Raw genomic sequence first — 15,125 nt, forward strand, 5'->3', positions numbered from 1 at the left:
CCCGCTACCTGTTTGCTGCAGTGTCGTGTTTTCTGCGACACCGGCAGTTGAATGAATGATTGTTCAGTCACTGAATTTAGTCAACCCCTTTACGCGAAAATCGGAAGAACCGCATTCGCACAGTGGCCGCTTGTGCTAACGCGTTGTCACGGACATCCCGATGCCCGACGCATGAATGCAAACGGCCGGAGATCCGGCCGTTTGAAATGAATGCTCAATCATTTGCGTAGGGCAAGAGGAGCCGAAGGGGGATCCCGCCATGCGGCGATTGGGCGGCCTTCGGCGTTGGGATTGGCGGGATACGCTGCGCTCCTCCCGCCCTACGTCCGTGCGTGCAACGCCCGTGGCACGGGCCGACAGGCGGCCGGGCGCCCCTACAGCCGCCCCGCCTGGAGCAGCTCGCGCAGGCGGAATTTCTGGATCTTGCCGGTCGCGGTGCGCGGCAGCTCGTCCACGAAACGCACCGTGCGCGGGCATTTGTAGATCGAGAGGTTGGCCATCAGGGTGTCCTGCACCTGCGTGGACAGCCGCGAATGGCTCGCCGAGGGCTCCTTCGCCACGGCCACCAGCACGAGGCGGGTCAGGCCGTCCTCCTGCGGCACGCCGACGACGACGGCTTCGGCGACACCGGGCGCGGTCATCGCGCAGGCCTCGATCTCGGACGGGCTCACCCACTGCCCCGAGATCTTCAGCATGTCGTCGGCGCGGCCGTTGTGGTACCAGTAGCCGTCGCGGTCGAAGCTGAACATGTCGCCGGGGAAGTACCAGCCGTCGCGCAGCGCGCGCTTCGTCTGCTCGGGCTGCTTCCAGTAGCCGCTGAACTGCGAAGTCATGCGGATCGCGATCTGGCCGGGCACGCCGGGCTCGACGATGTCACCGCCGGTCTCGTCGACGAGGCGCACTTCGGCCCACGGCACGGGCTTGCCGCAGGAGCCGGGCCGCTGCACGCCCCCGTCATTGACGAGGAAGAGGAAGATCGTCTCCGAGGCGCCGATGCCGTCGACGAGGGGCTTGCCGGTCGCTTCCAGCCAGGACTGGTACAGCGTCTCGGGCAGTTTTTCGCCGGCCGACAGGAAATGGCGTACGTCGCGGAAGGCCTCGCTCCCCCCTGCCCCTTCGCGCAGCAGGTTGCGGTACATCACCGGCGTGCTGAAGAAGATCGTCGGGCGATGCTCTTCGACCACCTGGATCATGCGCACGGGGTCGGGCCAGCCGGCGGCGACGACGACGGTCGCGCCGCAGCGCAGCCCGCCCATCAGCGAATGGCCCAGCGCCCAGCCGAAGAACATCTTCGAGGTGGCGAAGATGCGGTCGCCGGGACGTACGCCGAAGTACTCGGCCTCCATGCGCTCGGCGATCAGCACGCAGGCGTGCGCGTGCATCACCGCCTTGGGCCGCCCCGTCGTGCCCGAGGAATACACCCAGAAGGCGATGTCGTCGGGCGCGGCCGGCTCGGATGCCAGCGTCTCGGGCTGCCCCGCGAGGAACTCGTCGAGCGGCACGCCGCCGCTGCGTGGCGCGGCACCGCGCACGACGAGCTGCGGCGGGTTCGCGAGCTCGGCGGCGATCTCGTGGTAGAGGTGAGCGAACTCGGCATCGACGAACAGCAGGCGGCAGTCGCTGTCCTCGATCACGTAGCGCACGTCGCGCGGGGCGAGGCGCACGTTGAGCGCCACGGCGACCGCGCCGATGCGCATGGTGCCGAGGTAGGCCGCCACCATCTCGGGCGAATCGTCCATCAGGAAGAGGACGCGCTCGCCGCGGGCGACGCCATGCGCCTTCATCGCGTTGCCGGTGCGATTGACCAGCGCATCGAGTTCGCCGTAGGTGACCGAACGGCCGGCGCCGACGATCGCGGGTTGTCCGGCGAGGCCCAGCGCGAGGGGACGGCCGATGATCTCGTCGGCGGCGTTCATCGCGCCGCAGCGCGCGGTATTGTCAAAACTCATGTCTGCTCCAGGACGACCGAAGGGATCCCCGGCGGGCACGCCGGGGAGCAAGGCAGGCCGCACGCCGCTCAATTCTTGAGGAGGGCCTGGGCTTCGGCCAGCAGCTTCTGGCCGTCGTAGCCCTTGGCGCTGACCTCCTTGACCCAGTCGGCCGTGACCGACTCGGACGCCCTCTGCCACTTGCTCACCTCGGCCGCAGGCACGGTGTAGAAAGTGTTCTTGCGCTCGACGCCAGCCTGCCGCCCGGTCAGCGTCGCGTCGTCCCAGATCTTGCCGGCCCATGCGGAGACTTCCGGGCCGCTGTTGGCGTCGATGACCTGCTTCAGCTCGGGCGGCAGGCTGTCGTATTTCGCGGGATTCATCGCGAGGATGAAGGTCGTCGTCGACAGCAGCGGCATCGACGGGTCGGTCTCGGTATGGAACTTGACGACTTCCTGGACCTTCATCGCCGGCACGACCTCCCACGGGATCATCGCGCCGTCGATCACGCCCTTCGCGAGGCTCTCCGTGACCATCGGCACCGGCATCGGTACCGGGGTCGCCCCCAGCGCCGTGAGCATGCGCGTCGCCAGGCGGGTCGGCGCGCGCAGCTTCATGCCGCTGAGGTCGGCCATCGTGCGCACCTGCTTCGTCGTGGTATGCAGCGCCATGCCCGAAATCACGTGGAACACCAACGGACGCACGCCCTTGTACTCGGCGGTCGCGTTCTTCGTCGCGTAGGTCCATAGCGCGCGGCTGGATTTTTCGCCCGACACGCCCATGAACGGCAGCTCGAAGGCTTCCGAGACGAGGAAACGGCCTGCCTGGTAGCCGGGCACCGCCCACACGATGTCGGCGACGCCGTCCTTGGCCTGGTCGAACAGTTGCGGCGGCGTGCCGCCCATCTGCATCGCCGGGTAGATCTGGCACTTCAGGCGTCCGCCCGACTCGGCGTTGATCTTGGCGCACCACGGTTCGAGGAACTTGACCTGCGTGTTCGACGAAGGCGGCAGGAAGTGATGCACGCGCAGCGTCACGACCTTGTCCGACTGGGCCTGGGCGGCGCCGCCCGCGAGCAGCAGGGCCGCCAGCAGCGGCTTGAGCAGTTTTCCGGTATTCATCGCGTCTCCTTTGTTGTGGATGGGCCGGCCCGGGCGTTCAGCCGCCGAAGGTCCGCACCAGGTACAGCGAGATGGCAGGGAAGAACAGCAGCAGCGTGATGCGCATCAGGTCGGACGCGAGGAAGGGCATCACACCGCGGAAGGTGTCGGTGAGCGGTACGTCCTTCGCGGCCTTGTTGATGATGTAGATGTTCATGCCGACCGGCGGATGCACGAGCCCGATCTCGACCACCATCAGCACGAGGATGCCGAACCAGATCGACTTCTCGTCCGGCGTCAGTCCCCAGAACTCCAGCCCCATCACCATCGGATAGAAGATGGGAATGGTCAGCAGGATCATCGCCAGCGCATCCATGACGCAGCCGAGGAAGACGTAGATCAGCAGGATCGTCGTCAGCACCAGCAGCGGCGACAGGCCGCTGTCCCTGACCCAGTTCGCGAGCTCGACGGGCATCTGCGTGAGCGCGAGGCCGGTGTTGAGCATGTCGGCGCCGAGCAGCACGAGGAAGATCATCGCGGTGGCCTCGGCGGCGCCGAGGACGCTTTCGCGGATGCCCTCGCCGCGCATGCCGCCCGTGACCACCGCGAGGATGCCGCAGGCCGCCGCGCCGATCGAGGCCGCCTCGGTCGGGTTCGCCCAGCCGCCGTAGATGCCGACGATGACGACGAGGAAGATCAGCGCGACCGGCGTGACGTTGGCGATCGAGCGCAGCTTCTCCGCCAGCGGCACGCGCGGACCGGCCGGACCGGCCTCGGGCTTGAGCGTGACGATGATGCGGATCACCAGCATGTAGCCGAGCATCGCGATCAGGCCCGGCAGCACCGCCGCCATGAAGAGCTTGCCGATCGACTCCTGCGTGAGCACCGCGTAGATCACCAGCGGCACGGACGGCGGGATCAGGATGCCGAGCGTGCCGCCGGCGGCGAGCGCGCCGGTCGCCAATGCGCCCGAGTAGTTGTAGCGCTTCAACTCGGGCAGCGCGACCTGCCCCATCGTCGCTGCGGTCGCGAGCGACGAGCCGCAGATCGCGCCGAAGCCCGCACAGGCGCCGGTCGAAGCGATCGCCACACCGCCGCGCCAGTGCCCGACGAGCGAGCTCACGCAGCGGAACAGCGCGCGCGACAGGCCGCCGTGGGTCGCAAACTGGCCCATCAGCAGGAACATCGGGATGACGGCCAGATCGTAGTTGGAGAGCCGCGCATAGGCGAGGTTCTTCAGCATGTTGAGGAAGGGAGGGAGCTCGCCGCCCATCATCGTCAGGTAGCCGCCCGCGCCGACGATGAACATGGTGATGCCGATATGCACGCGCAGCACCAGCAGCACCAGCAGGATCGCGAACATCGTCGCGCCGATCGCAATGCCGCTCATTGCACACCTCCGGCCACGACGCGGAAGCGGCGCCCCGCGATGTACAGGCTGGTGGTCGCGAACAGCAGGAAGGCCGGCACGATCAGCGCGATCGACACCCAGCCCGGCCAGCCCAGCATCAGCGAGGCCTCGCCCGATTCGTAGGACGCCACCGCCGCAACGCCCGTGCGCCACGCGATCAGCAGAGCGACCGTCCCCATCAGCAGCGCCGCGATGCCGTCGAGCAGCGAGCGCACGCGCAGCGGCAGCCAGTTGGTGAAGAAGTCGACGCGCACGTGGCCGTCGACCATCTGGCAGTAGGAGAAGAAGGTCGCCGACGCGACCGCCGCGCCCATCTGCAGGACTTCGAAGTCGCCCGGCACCGGCAGCGCGAACAGCTTGCGCCCGACGATCGAGACGAGCGACATGCCGACCAGCAGCATGAACAGGGTCCCGCCCATCAGCGCGGACGCCCTGCTCGCCGCGTACAGCCGCCGGCCCCACGGCCCGTGCGGCAGGGCTTCGGGGTGGGCGACGTGCTCGATCGAGCCAGGCTCGAGCTGCACGCCGGCGTCCGCGTCGATGCCGGGAGCGCCCCTCGGGGATGCCTCCGCGTCTCGCAGCCCCGCGGCTGCGTCCAGACTCGCTACGCTTGAATACATGTTCTGTCTCCTCCTCGATGCGTTCATTTGATTGAACGTTCACTCACTACACATGCGGAGAAAATAATGGCCGCGGCGGGCGCCGCACGACGCCCGCCGCGAACCTTTTCCAGGCTCAGGCGGCCTGTTCCTGCTCGTATGCGGAGAGGGTCTGCCGGGCGATGATGAGCTGCTGCACCTCGGTCGCTCCCTCGTAGATGCGCAGCGCACGGATCTCCCGGTACAGGCGCTCGACCGGGTGCTCGCTGACGACGCCGCAACCGCCCCACAGCTGCACCGCGGCGTCGATCACCTGCTGCGCGGTCTCGGTGGAGGTCATCTTGGCCATCGCCGCGGCGCCGGTGATGTTCTTGCCCTGGTCGCGCATCCACGCGGCGCGGTAAGTGAGCAGCGCCGCGGTGTCGACGTGGGTCGCCATCTGCGCGAGCTTGGCCTGCGTGATCTGGAAGTCGGCGAGCTTCTTGCCGAACATGTCGCGCGTGGTCGCGCGGCGCAGGCCTTCGTCGAGCGCACGGCGCGCGAAACCGAGCGCGGCGGCGGCGACCGAGGTGCGGAAGATGTCGAGCGTCTGCATCGCGACCTTGAAGCCCTGCCCCGGTTCGCCGAGCAGGTTCGCCGCGGGCACGCGGCAGCCGGAAAAGCGCAGGCGCGCGAGCGGGTGCGGCGCGATCACGTCGATGCGCTCGGCGATCTCGAAGCCGGGAAGATTGGCTTCGACGATGAAGGCGGACAGGCCGCGCGCGCCCGGCGCCTCGCCGGTGCGGGCGAACACGACGTAGAAGTCGGCGATGCCGCCGTTGGAGATCCAGGTCTTCTCGCCGTCGAGCACGTAGTCCTTGCCGTCGCGGCGCGCGCTGCACGCCATTGCCGCGACGTCCGAACCCGAGTCCGGCTCCGACAGCGCGAAGGCCGGGATCGCGCGGCCGGCGGCGACTTCGGTCAGGTACTGGCGCTTCTGCGCATCGGTGCCGTGCAGCGTGATCGCGCCCGAGCCCAGCCCCTGCATGCCCAGCGCGAAATCGGCGAGGCCCGAATGGCGCGCCAGCGTCTCGCGCAGCAGACACACGGCACGCGTGTCGATCTTGTCGAAGCGGCCGCCGTAGGCCGTGCCGCCGACCATGTAGCGCAGCCAGCCGTCGGCGCCGAGCTTCCTGACCAGCGCACGGCAGGCGTCGTCGAGGTCGCCGTGCGGGTGGCCGTCGATGTGGGCGGCGGCCCAGGCCTCCAGTTCGACTTGCATGCCGCGGTGGCGCTCTTCGAAGAAGGGCCACTCCAGATAGGTCCGATCGCTCATCCTTGCGTCTCCTCTCGGGTCGGTGCGCCGCAGGCGCCCGCCCTCCTCATGTTGTCGTCGCTGCGGCGCCCGCTCGGGCGGGTCTGTGCCGCGTGTGTCTGTTGCACCGTTCGCCCCGAGCCTGTCGAAGGGCATAAGCGGGGCTTCGACAGGCTCAGCCCGAACGGCTTTTTTTACTCGCTTGGCTGCCAGGGTCACTGCGACCGGGCGTGCCCCTTACATCACCTCGCCGCCGGACACCGAGATCGCCTGTCCGGTGATGGCCTCGGAACCGGGCAGGCACAGCCACAGCACCGCGTTCGCGACCTCTTCCGGTCGCACCAGGCGGCCCTGCGGGTTGTGTTTCGCCAGCTCGGCGAGCGCCTCGGCCTCGCTGCGGCCGGTCTTCTCGCGGATGTTCGCGATCGCGTCGCGCACGATGTCGGTGTCGGTGTAGCCGGGGCACACGGCATTCACGGTGACGTGCTTGTGCGCCACTTCCAGCGCCAGCGCGCGCGTCATGCCGATCACGCCATGCTTTGCGGCGCAGTAGGCGGAGACGTAGGGATAGCCCTTCTCCCCCGCGGTGCTGGCAACGTTGATGATGCGGCCCCAGCCGGCCGCGAGCATGTCGGGCAGCGCGGCGCGGGTCGCGAGGTAGGTGCCCGTGAGATTCACGTCCAGCATCTGCTGCCACAGCGCCCGGTCGGTACGCAGGAAAGGCGCACTTCCCGCCTGGCCGGCGTTGTTGACCAGCACTGCGACCGGGCCGAGGCGGCGCGCGGCGGAGGCGAAGGCCGCGACGACCGAGGCCTCGTCGGCGACGTCGACCGCCTCGCACTGCACTTCGCAGGACTCGCCACCGACGGCGCGCAGCGCCGCGGCGCGCTCCTCGAGCTGCCCGAGGGAGCGCCCCATCAGCGTGAGCTTCGCCCCCTGCCCGGCCAGCGCTGCGGCGATCGCGGCACCGATGCCACGGCCGCCGCCGGTGATCACAGCGTGTTTGCCTGAGAGCGCACGACCCGATTCTGTCGCCATCACTTCCTCCAACTTCGGTTGCCCTGCTGGGCGAGCTCGCCGCGTTTCCGATACGGTAGTGCGTCGCGACTCGTTGAATGAATACTCGTTCATTTTGCTTTGAAGGTCAACGGGAATCTGCCTGTTCGTCGCGGCGGAATTCCCGTTGCCACACGCGGCGTTCACCGGCGTGAAAAGGCGTTCATGCCCGCCGCCCGCACGCGCGCCTCGCCACAAAAAGCGAGGCCGGAAATCCGGCCTCTGCCGCGTTCGGCGGTCCTGCGTGCCGCCTCAGGCCAGCTCGTATTCCAGGTTGACGCGCTTCGACGGGGCGAAGCGCTGGCGCGCGAAGAAGCGCGCCAGTGCGAAGTTGTCCCAGTTCACCGAGGTGTACACCTTCTTCACGCCAGCGGCCTTCATGTTGGTCATGAACTGGTCCAACAGTTCGCTGCCGACCCCGTGTGCCTGCAGCTCAGGATCCACGCCAATGGTGTCGATCGTCGCAGAGGTCTCGGGAATGCCGAACTCGCCGAAATAGACGTCGCCCATGACGAAACCGGCGAGGCGGCCGTCGATCTCGCAAACGAGCGACACGTTGATGTTGTGATTCGGGTTCAGCATCGCCTCGATCTTGCGCGTGTAGTACTCGCGCCGGTTCTGCTTCGAGGCTACCTGGTCGATGCGGACGATCGCGTCCAGATCGTCCTTCCTGAGCACCCGCATGACCCGCTTCTGGTTCGCCATGTGTCTTTCCTCCGTGGATGGCGCGCCCGGGCCGGGCGCGCCTCAAGCTCAGGCCTTGGTGGCCTGCTTCTGCATCAGTGTGTAGCCGAACAGTGCCGCGCCGAGCGCGCCCGCGATCTGGCTGTCGATCTTGGTATCGACCTGTTTGATGCCCAGCAGCCGCTCGATCCGCTTCACGACGCCCGGGTTCTTCGCGATGCCGCCGGTGATGAAGAAGCCTTCCTCGACACCGATCCGCTCCAGCAGGCTCACGACGCGCTCGGCCATCGCCTGGCAGTAAGCCGCGATCACCATGTTCTTCGTGTAGCCGGCCTTCAGCAGACCCAGCGCTTCGGACTTCGCGAACACCACGCAGATCGACGACACCGCTTCCGGTTCGGTTTCGACGTCGAACGAACGCGGGCCCAGTTCGGCGATGGGGATCTGCATCAGGTCGGAGATGACTTCCATGCCGCGACCGGTACCGGCTGCGCACTTGTCGTTCATCAGGAAGTTCGTGACCTTGCCCTTCTCGTCGCAGTGGATGGCCTTGCAGTCCTGGCCGCCCATGTCGAGGATGGTGCGCACCTGGTTGCCGCCCATGTAGTTCGCGCCGCGGGCATGGCAGGCGATCTCGGTGATCGCCTTGTGGGCAAAGGGCACGTTCACCCGGCCGTAGCCGGTGCCGACGACATAGTTGATGTCCTCGAGCTTCATGCCGATCTTGTCCATGATGCCCTGCAGGGCGTTCTTGGCCGAGTCCGGCGAGTTGTTGCCGGTGCGCATGCTGTTGTAGCCGTACAGCTCGCCGTCACAGACCAGCACCGCCTGCGAGGACACCGAGCCGACGTCGATGCCGCAGGTGATGATCTTGGCGTCCTTCCAGTTCTTGGTCTCGTCGTACCAGGTGTTTTCCTGCCAGCGCCAGAATTCCTTCTTCTCGGGGGTGGCCGTGGCCAGCTTTGCTTCGTCGATTCCTGCATTCATTTGCGTGCTCCTCGATTCATGTCCGGTCGGTTCAGTGCAGGCGCTCGGCCGCGATCAGCGCGCAACCCAGCGCGCTGGCGAATTCGGGCAGTTCGGGCAGCAGCACCTCGTCCACCTCCATCGCGTTCTTCAGCGACTGGACGAAACCGGGGTTGTGGCCCATGCCGCCGATCAGCACGACGTTGCCTTCGATGCCGACGCGACGGACCATCGCGCACACGCGGCTCGCCACCGCATCCAGCACCGCCTTGGCGATGTCTTCCTTGGGCGTCGAGGAGTGGATCAGCGACACCACTTCGGACTCCGCGAACACCGTGCATTGCGCGTTCATCGGGATGCTCTTGTCCGACTTCAAGCTCGCCTCGCCGAACTCCTTGAGCGACAGCTGCAGCGCGCGGCTCATCGCCTCGGCGAAGGAGCCGGCGCCGGCGGCGCACTTCTCGTTGCCGGCGAAGTCGATCGCTTTGCCGTCCGAGTCGGTCTTGATGCCGCGACCTTCCTCGGCACCGACGTCCACCACGGTGCGGGCCTGCGGATACATGTACACGGCGCCGCGCGCCCCCGCCGTCATCTCGGTGACGCCTTCGGTCGCGAAGGCGACCTGGCTGCGGCCTGCGCCGGTGGCGAACACCGACTTCACCTGGTCGCGGCTCACGCCCGCCGCCTTCAACGCATCGTCGTAGGCCCGTTCGGCGGCCTGGTCCGCATCGAGGTCGCCCGGCAGCATCATGTGCGCCTTCTTGACGAACAGCTGCGGCTTGCCTTCCAGGTCCAGCTCTTCGAGCAGCACGACCTTCACGCTGCGCGAACCCATGTCGATTCCTGCTGTGATCATCTTCATGTCCTCATCTCGTTGCCATTGCTTGTACGCGTCTTGCGGGCGCGCGCCGACACCGGTAGCCGGTTCCATGACGGAAGGCGGCCCCGGGCGGCGGCGGCGCAGGGCCGCTCTCTATCGGTTTTTTGGGGGTGCGCTGCGGATCAGACGGCCAGCTTGCGCAGTCCGAGCTGCTCCATGAAGGCATCGACGCGCCCCTGCGTGCGCACCTCGTCGAACTCGCGCTCGTCGCCCATGTTCCCCTCGTAAGTCATGATCGGGATGCCGGCCTTGGCCATCGCCTGGCGGTTTTCCATGATGCCGACCGAGAGCCCTTCGCAGCCGCGGTTGAGGTGCATCATGCAGCCGTCGACACCCCAGTCGCGCGCGATGTTGAGCATCATCTCGGACTTCACCGACGGGTCGAAGAACTGCTGCCACAGCGGCTTCGAGAGGTTCCAGTCCGCATACAGGCGCAGCGCCGTGTCGCGATCGTTCATCTCGATGCCCTTCTCCCACGGCACGGTGCGCGCGCCCCAGGAGCCATCCTCCTTGTACTCCCAGGTACCTTCGAGGCCGAAGGTGTAGAGCGAGCCGATCGACACCGCACCGTAGCTCTCGAGGTAGCGGAAGATCTTCAGGAAGGGCCACGGCGGCTGCGTGTCGGACATCAGGCGGCAGCGCTCGTTGGGCACCGCGGCAATGCCGCGCGCGACGCGGTCCTTCACTTCGTCGTACAGCTCGTCCATGTAATCCGCACACCACTGCGACGACTTGTGCAGGATGCACAGCACGTACAGCGAGTACATCGTCTTCTCGTCGAGCGGCGCGGGCCGATCCTTCTGCAGCTCGCAGATCTGCGCCCAGCGGCTGGTCGAGCGCATCTCGTTCTTGATCGCGCGGATCAGCAGCTCGTCGTCGCACTTGCGCCCGGTCGCCTTCTCGACGAACTCGATCGAGTCGTGCAGCTGCGCCGTCACGTAGTCGAGCCGTTCGGGCGTGAGGTCCTTGTACGCGCCGACCGAGACGTCGACATAGAAGTCGGGGATGTTCTTCACGCGCGACACGTGCTGGTACCACTTGGCGTGCGAGCAGCAGATCTGCGTCTGGTAGATGAAGTCCGACTTCGGCCACTTGCCGCCGTAGAAGTACTCATCGAGGTGCATGCTGCCCCAGTAGATGCGCATGTAGGAGCACATGTCGCGGGCGAAGCCGTAGGACTCGGCGGCGTCGAGGCAGCGCTGGGTGAACTTCTTGTCGAGCGACACGCCGGCCGAATACGGCTCGCCGGTCAGCGGATAGACGTCGTCGCCGAGGGAGGTCGGGATCGCGTCGAAGGACCAGCCGGCGGCGGACCAGCGGATTCCGCCGTTGTCCTTCGCCCGGGCGTAGTTCTGGTAGTACTGCTCGCGCAGCTGCTTGGCCTTGCCCCACAGCTTGAGCGGTTCGGTCGGATAAAGCGCTTTCATGTCCATGACTTGTCTCCTTGGGGCTCAGAACAGCTCTTCTTCGCTCAGCGTCTCGAGCATCGCTTCGATGCGGATGCGGAACGGGCCGATCGGGTTCGTGATGTCGAATTCGAGGAACAGCGTGGGGATTCCATTGGCCTCGAGGTGACGCTTCAGGTCGGGGTAGTCGCCCTCGTGCGGATCGCAGAACTTCTGCTGCAGGAAGACCGCCGCCTGCACCTTGTATTCCTTGGCGAGATTCAGAACGTGGTCGAAGCGGGTGTGCGCCGGGTAGTCCTTGGTCGGGCAGGCCGGGCGGTCGCAGTAGCGTTCCGCGATGGCCTTGATCACGTCGTCGTCGTTCTTCGAGGCGTTCCAGAAGTAGCGCGTGCCCGAGCACTGGTCGTCGATGACGATCGTGGCGCCGACCGACTCCACCATCGCCATGAAGGAAACGTCGTCGTTTTCCGAACCGATCGTCATGAAGCGGGCGCCGGTCGGGCGCGTCACCTTGCGCGCAGGCAGCGCGGCGAGCACCTTCCTGAGCACCTCGTTGTGCTCGCGCTTGTCGATGAACTGCGCGGTGATCGACGCGTACAGCGCCTCGACACCGGTGACCTTGGGCTCGTCCGCCTTGCGATAGTCGAACAGCTCGCGCAGCAGGCGGCGGTTCTCGTCCATCACCGCGAGCGCGTCGCGCAGCATGTCGTCGGTGAGCGTCTTGCCCGTGAGCGTCTGCAGGAACACGCGGAACTGCTGGATCTCGGCGTAATGCGCCTTGCGCGAATGCGGCGACTGCACGTCGTTGGGCATCGCGACGTAGTAGTCCCATTGCACCGTCGGCACGTTCTGGCGCCACGAACTGTAGGCCTGGCGGTACTGGATGCACGACTGGGTCAGCGTGACGCCTTCGGCGTAGTCGAAGCGGCCCAGCAGGCCCTGCGCGAGCGAGTCGCGACAGAACGGGCAGAACATGCCGAAGATGTGCGGCTCGGTCACGTTCTGCGGCTCGTGCGCGCCGAGCACGCGCACCGGCAGCATGCCCGCCGCGATCAGCAGCTCTTCCGGCGTGTAGGTGCACATCGTCGCGACGACCTGGCCACCTGTCCGCGCCTTCCAGTCGCGGGCGTAGTCGTGGCGCTTCTCGTACCACTCCTTGAACTGGTCAAACAATCCGTCGTTCATGAAACTGTCTCCTGTTGATTGCCCCGCCCTGTCGGGGAGCCTGTCCGGCCAAGTAGTTCCGGTCCTGCCTCCATTCCAGTCCGTTTGATGTCCATCAACTGACTGAACGCTCGTTCACTCTACCCGCGGAATTTTCCGAAATCAAGCACTGAATGAACAATTATTCATTCTCATGCAGCAGAGTGCATGCGGACGTTCGCCGCGCGCGACCGGTTAGCCGGCCTCGACATCGATCACGAACACTTCAAGGGCGTGTCCAGATGCACCATCGCCCCTGCCCCGCCCGCTCGTGGCAATTTTCATTTGTCATTAGTTCGGCAGCGCGCGGTACACTGTCCGCTGCGCGGGGATCGCCGTTGCTCACCGTCGCCAGGCGCAAAGAACTACCTTCCGGCTACGCACCTGTCACACAAACATGAAAATCTGGAAACCTGCCCTCGGGGCGCTGGCCGCCCTCTCCCTCTCGTCCTGCGCGACCCCCTTCGACTCCGGCAATGAGCCCGGCCAGATGCTGGTGCCCGTGAACCACACCCACCGCTATGCGCCCAATATCTTCGTCGAGGACGCATGGGCGGGAAACGTAGATGCACATGGAGGGGGAGGTGGCGCTACGTGCTGCATCGCTGGCCGCAAGGACTGGTCGAAACCGGCCCTGGTGCAGTGGCGCTGGGGCGCCGAGGACGATCCCGCCACCGGGAAGATCACCGTCGCCGGCGAAGACCGCTCCGCCCTCGTCCCCTTCCCCCGTGCCCCGCATCGCATCAACAAGAGCATCAAGGACGACTGGTCACGCGAGGACTTCCTCGCCGACGAGATCTATCTGTGCGTGATCTTCCGGACGGTCGATACGGTCGAGTTCGCGTTCTCCTCCACGCGCAGCGGATGCACCACCAAATAGTTTCATTGCAAAGTTCGAGACATGAGTGTCAGACAAGCCGGCACCCCCACCACCGACGATGAGCTGGCAAGCGCCTGGCAGCAAGGCGCGAAGAAGCGTATGGAAGACAAGATGGCCTGGTGGACGGCCGAATCGACGCCCGCCGACCGCGCCCGCTGCCGCCTCTATCCCAAGCTGTCCTTCTTCTTCGACGGCACTGGCAACAACCTGTACCAGGAGATGGCCAAACCCGCGGCCGAACGGGCACTGTCAAACATTGCGAAGCTCTATCAGGCGGCGATAAAGGACAAGGACGGACTGGAGGCGGTACCCACCTACATCCCCGGCGTCGGCACGCCGTATCGCTACGCGAACGGCAACATCTCGCCAGACGAAGACAAAGGTGGCGCTCTGGGGCTGGGTTTCGGCGCCGGTGGCAAGATGCGCCTCGAAGCCGCACTGTACGAGTTCCGGCGCCTCCTCGAGATCGACTGGAGCGCAGGCGCCGTGCGGCACATGGAATGGATCACGCTATCGGTCTTCGGTTTTTCGCGCGGCGCGACCCTCGCCCGCGCGTTCGTCCGCCGCCTGATCGCCGAGCAATGCGAACGTGATGCCGACAAGTGTTTGATGTGGAAGGCACGTTACGGCGAGCGGGTGCCCCTGCGCATTATCTTCATGGGCCTGTTCGACACCGTGGCATCGGTCGGGGGCCCCGGGCTGCATATGGGCTGGGGCTCGGAACTGGCGATTCCCGAAGGCGTCGAGCGCTGCCTGCATTTCGTTTCGGGGCATGAAGTACGGCAAGCCTTCCCGCTCGATTCGGTTCGCGTGGGCAGCGAATACCCGAAAAAGTGCGAAGAGGTGATCTACCCCGGCGTGCATTCGGACGTGGGAGGTGGCTATTTCGACGGCTTTCAGGGCCGCTCCAATTCGCTTTCGCGCATTCCCTTGCGCGACATGTACGCCGAGGCCCTGAACAGCGGGGTGATGCTGCGCAGGCTTTCCGACGCGCCGCTCGAAGTTCGCATGGAAATCGCGCTGCCGCCCGATGCACCGCTGTTACCTGCCTATCACGCCTACATGGCGGCCCTACCGGCGGCCGACAGCTCACAGGAGTCCCTGCCGGCGGCGGATGGCTCACTGGAGTCGCTGCTGCACGCACACCGCAAGCTGAAGTTTCGCTGGCGCGCCGCGCTCACGCGGACGAACAGCGACAGCCGCGTGCTTGGAACGCTGCACCGCAGCGTCGACCCCGTGTTGTGTGACGCGGTAGCGGCGCACGACAACCATCAGACGTGTTCACCGACAACCTGGACATACGAACTGCCGCGCAAACCGGACGTGCAGGCGAAACAGCTTCTGGCCGAGCATCGGCGTCTGGTGCGCCAGATTCCGGCCATCCGCGAGCCGGTCGAATGGCAGGGCGACACCAAATGGAGCCGCCCTCGCACCAGCTACGAAAACTTGATCATCGCCACTTGGGACGATCGGTCAGTGCTCCCGGCAGCGGTCGAAATTTTCATGGCCGAGCACGTCCACGATTCGGTCGCACACTTTACCGAATGGCCCTGTGCACTGCATGATCAACGCGCCATCTTCTGCGATGAGGCGCGCATTCTCGCCGAACGGGAAAGGCGCCGAAGCACTGCACATGCATAACGCCAGGAGTGCGGCATGATGGGCTGATGGGCACGCCGGGCGCGTCCATCAAGCCCGGGCCGACTACAGGCGCCTGG

The 15,125-nt window shown here is 66.1% G+C and carries 13 protein-coding genes; 2 read left to right on the forward strand and 11 right to left on the reverse strand.

The window, feature by feature from the left end; translation table 11 throughout:
• Positions 1 to 374 precede the first annotated feature (374 nt).
• The 11 genes from hbdA to bzdN form a co-directional block, all read right to left on the reverse strand.
• Positions 375 to 1,949, reverse strand: coding sequence for a 3-hydroxybenzoate--CoA ligase HbdA (gene hbdA, locus BW991_RS02395; RefSeq protein WP_084204922.1), 1,575 nt, complete (start codon positions 1,947 to 1,949; stop codon positions 375 to 377).
• A 68-nt stretch (positions 1,950 to 2,017) separates the two neighbouring features.
• Positions 2,018 to 3,049 (reverse strand): TRAP transporter substrate-binding protein, encoded by a 1,032-nt coding sequence (locus BW991_RS02400; protein WP_076600481.1) that lies wholly within the window; start codon positions 3,047 to 3,049, stop codon positions 2,018 to 2,020.
• Between the two features lie 37 nt (positions 3,050 to 3,086).
• Positions 3,087 to 4,418 carry a TRAP transporter large permease gene (locus tag BW991_RS02405; RefSeq protein WP_076600482.1) on the reverse strand — a complete coding sequence of 444 codons (1,332 nt, stop codon included), beginning with the start codon at positions 4,416 to 4,418 and terminating at the stop codon, positions 3,087 to 3,089.
• Complete coding sequence (locus BW991_RS02410; protein WP_076600483.1) at positions 4,415 to 5,059, reverse strand: TRAP transporter small permease; 645 nt, start codon at positions 5,057 to 5,059, stop codon at positions 4,415 to 4,417. The genes BW991_RS02405 and BW991_RS02410 overlap by 4 nt, the downstream gene beginning before the upstream one ends.
• A gap of 115 nt (positions 5,060 to 5,174) precedes the next feature.
• On the reverse strand, positions 5,175 to 6,353 hold the full coding sequence (locus BW991_RS02415; RefSeq protein ID WP_076600484.1) for an acyl-CoA dehydrogenase family protein: 1,179 nt from the start codon (positions 6,351 to 6,353) through the stop codon (positions 5,175 to 5,177).
• Positions 6,354 to 6,569: 216 nt separating this feature from the next.
• Complete coding sequence (locus BW991_RS02420) at positions 6,570 to 7,370, reverse strand: SDR family NAD(P)-dependent oxidoreductase (protein WP_076600485.1); 801 nt, start codon at positions 7,368 to 7,370, stop codon at positions 6,570 to 6,572.
• Between the two features lie 270 nt (positions 7,371 to 7,640).
• Positions 7,641 to 8,093 carry a GNAT family N-acetyltransferase gene (locus BW991_RS02425; protein ID WP_076600486.1) on the reverse strand — a complete coding sequence of 151 codons (453 nt, stop codon included), beginning with the start codon at positions 8,091 to 8,093 and terminating at the stop codon, positions 7,641 to 7,643.
• A gap of 48 nt (positions 8,094 to 8,141) precedes the next feature.
• On the reverse strand, positions 8,142 to 9,059 hold the full coding sequence (gene bzdQ, locus BW991_RS02430; protein WP_076600487.1) for a benzoyl-CoA reductase, bzd-type, subunit Q: 918 nt from the start codon (positions 9,057 to 9,059) through the stop codon (positions 8,142 to 8,144).
• Between the two features lie 31 nt (positions 9,060 to 9,090).
• Complete coding sequence (locus BW991_RS02435; protein WP_244551576.1) at positions 9,091 to 9,900, reverse strand: acyl-CoA dehydratase activase; 810 nt, start codon at positions 9,898 to 9,900, stop codon at positions 9,091 to 9,093.
• Between the two features lie 140 nt (positions 9,901 to 10,040).
• Positions 10,041 to 11,351: a benzoyl-CoA reductase, bzd-type, subunit O gene (bzdO, locus tag BW991_RS02440; protein WP_244551577.1), complete on the reverse strand. Its 1,311-nt coding sequence runs from the start codon at positions 11,349 to 11,351 to the stop codon at positions 10,041 to 10,043.
• A gap of 18 nt (positions 11,352 to 11,369) precedes the next feature.
• Positions 11,370 to 12,509 carry a benzoyl-CoA reductase, bzd-type, subunit N gene (gene bzdN / locus BW991_RS02445; protein ID WP_076600488.1) on the reverse strand — a complete coding sequence of 380 codons (1,140 nt, stop codon included), beginning with the start codon at positions 12,507 to 12,509 and terminating at the stop codon, positions 11,370 to 11,372.
• A gap of 415 nt (positions 12,510 to 12,924) precedes the next feature.
• Here bzdN and BW991_RS02450 point away from each other — a divergent pair, with 415 nt between their 5' ends.
• Together BW991_RS02450 and BW991_RS02455 are read left to right on the forward strand one after the other, a co-directional pair.
• Positions 12,925 to 13,407: a DUF3304 domain-containing protein gene (locus BW991_RS02450; RefSeq protein ID WP_076600489.1), complete on the forward strand. Its 483-nt coding sequence runs from the start codon at positions 12,925 to 12,927 to the stop codon at positions 13,405 to 13,407.
• A 21-nt stretch (positions 13,408 to 13,428) separates the two neighbouring features.
• Positions 13,429 to 15,048: a T6SS phospholipase effector Tle1-like catalytic domain-containing protein gene (locus BW991_RS02455; RefSeq protein WP_076600490.1), complete on the forward strand. Its 1,620-nt coding sequence runs from the start codon at positions 13,429 to 13,431 to the stop codon at positions 15,046 to 15,048.
• Positions 15,049 to 15,125 lie beyond the last annotated feature (77 nt).

The organism is Aromatoleum tolulyticum (assembly GCF_900156155.1).
Classification (GTDB): Bacteria; Pseudomonadota; Gammaproteobacteria; order Burkholderiales; family Rhodocyclaceae; genus Aromatoleum; species Aromatoleum tolulyticum.

What these genes read in the sequence shown, in the direction of transcription:
- bzdQ (WP_076600487.1), bottom strand. Translation starts at nt 9,059, where the DNA reads ATGAATGCAGGAATCGACGAAGCAAAGCTGGCCACGGCCACCCCCGAG.
- bzdN (WP_076600488.1), bottom strand. Translation starts at nt 12,509, where the DNA reads ATGAACGACGGATTGTTTGACCAGTTCAAGGAGTGGTACGAGAAGCGC.
- hbdA (WP_084204922.1), bottom strand. Translation starts at nt 1,949, where the DNA reads ATGAGTTTTGACAATACCGCGCGCTGCGGCGCGATGAACGCCGCCGAC.
- BW991_RS02425 (WP_076600486.1), bottom strand. Translation starts at nt 8,093, where the DNA reads ATGGCGAACCAGAAGCGGGTCATGCGGGTGCTCAGGAAGGACGATCTG.
- BW991_RS02455 (WP_076600490.1), top strand. Translation starts at nt 13,429, where the DNA reads ATGAGTGTCAGACAAGCCGGCACCCCCACCACCGACGATGAGCTGGCA.
- BW991_RS02420 (WP_076600485.1), bottom strand. Translation starts at nt 7,370, where the DNA reads ATGGCGACAGAATCGGGTCGTGCGCTCTCAGGCAAACACGCTGTGATC.
- bzdO (WP_244551577.1), bottom strand. Translation starts at nt 11,351, where the DNA reads ATGGACATGAAAGCGCTTTATCCGACCGAACCGCTCAAGCTGTGGGGC.
- BW991_RS02435 (WP_244551576.1), bottom strand. Translation starts at nt 9,900, where the DNA reads ATGAAGATGATCACAGCAGGAATCGACATGGGTTCGCGCAGCGTGAAG.
- BW991_RS02410 (WP_076600483.1), bottom strand. Translation starts at nt 5,059, where the DNA reads ATGTATTCAAGCGTAGCGAGTCTGGACGCAGCCGCGGGGCTGCGAGAC.
- BW991_RS02415 (WP_076600484.1), bottom strand. Translation starts at nt 6,353, where the DNA reads ATGAGCGATCGGACCTATCTGGAGTGGCCCTTCTTCGAAGAGCGCCAC.
- BW991_RS02400 (WP_076600481.1), bottom strand. Translation starts at nt 3,049, where the DNA reads ATGAATACCGGAAAACTGCTCAAGCCGCTGCTGGCGGCCCTGCTGCTC.
- BW991_RS02405 (WP_076600482.1), bottom strand. Translation starts at nt 4,418, where the DNA reads ATGAGCGGCATTGCGATCGGCGCGACGATGTTCGCGATCCTGCTGGTG.
- BW991_RS02450 (WP_076600489.1), top strand. Translation starts at nt 12,925, where the DNA reads ATGAAAATCTGGAAACCTGCCCTCGGGGCGCTGGCCGCCCTCTCCCTC.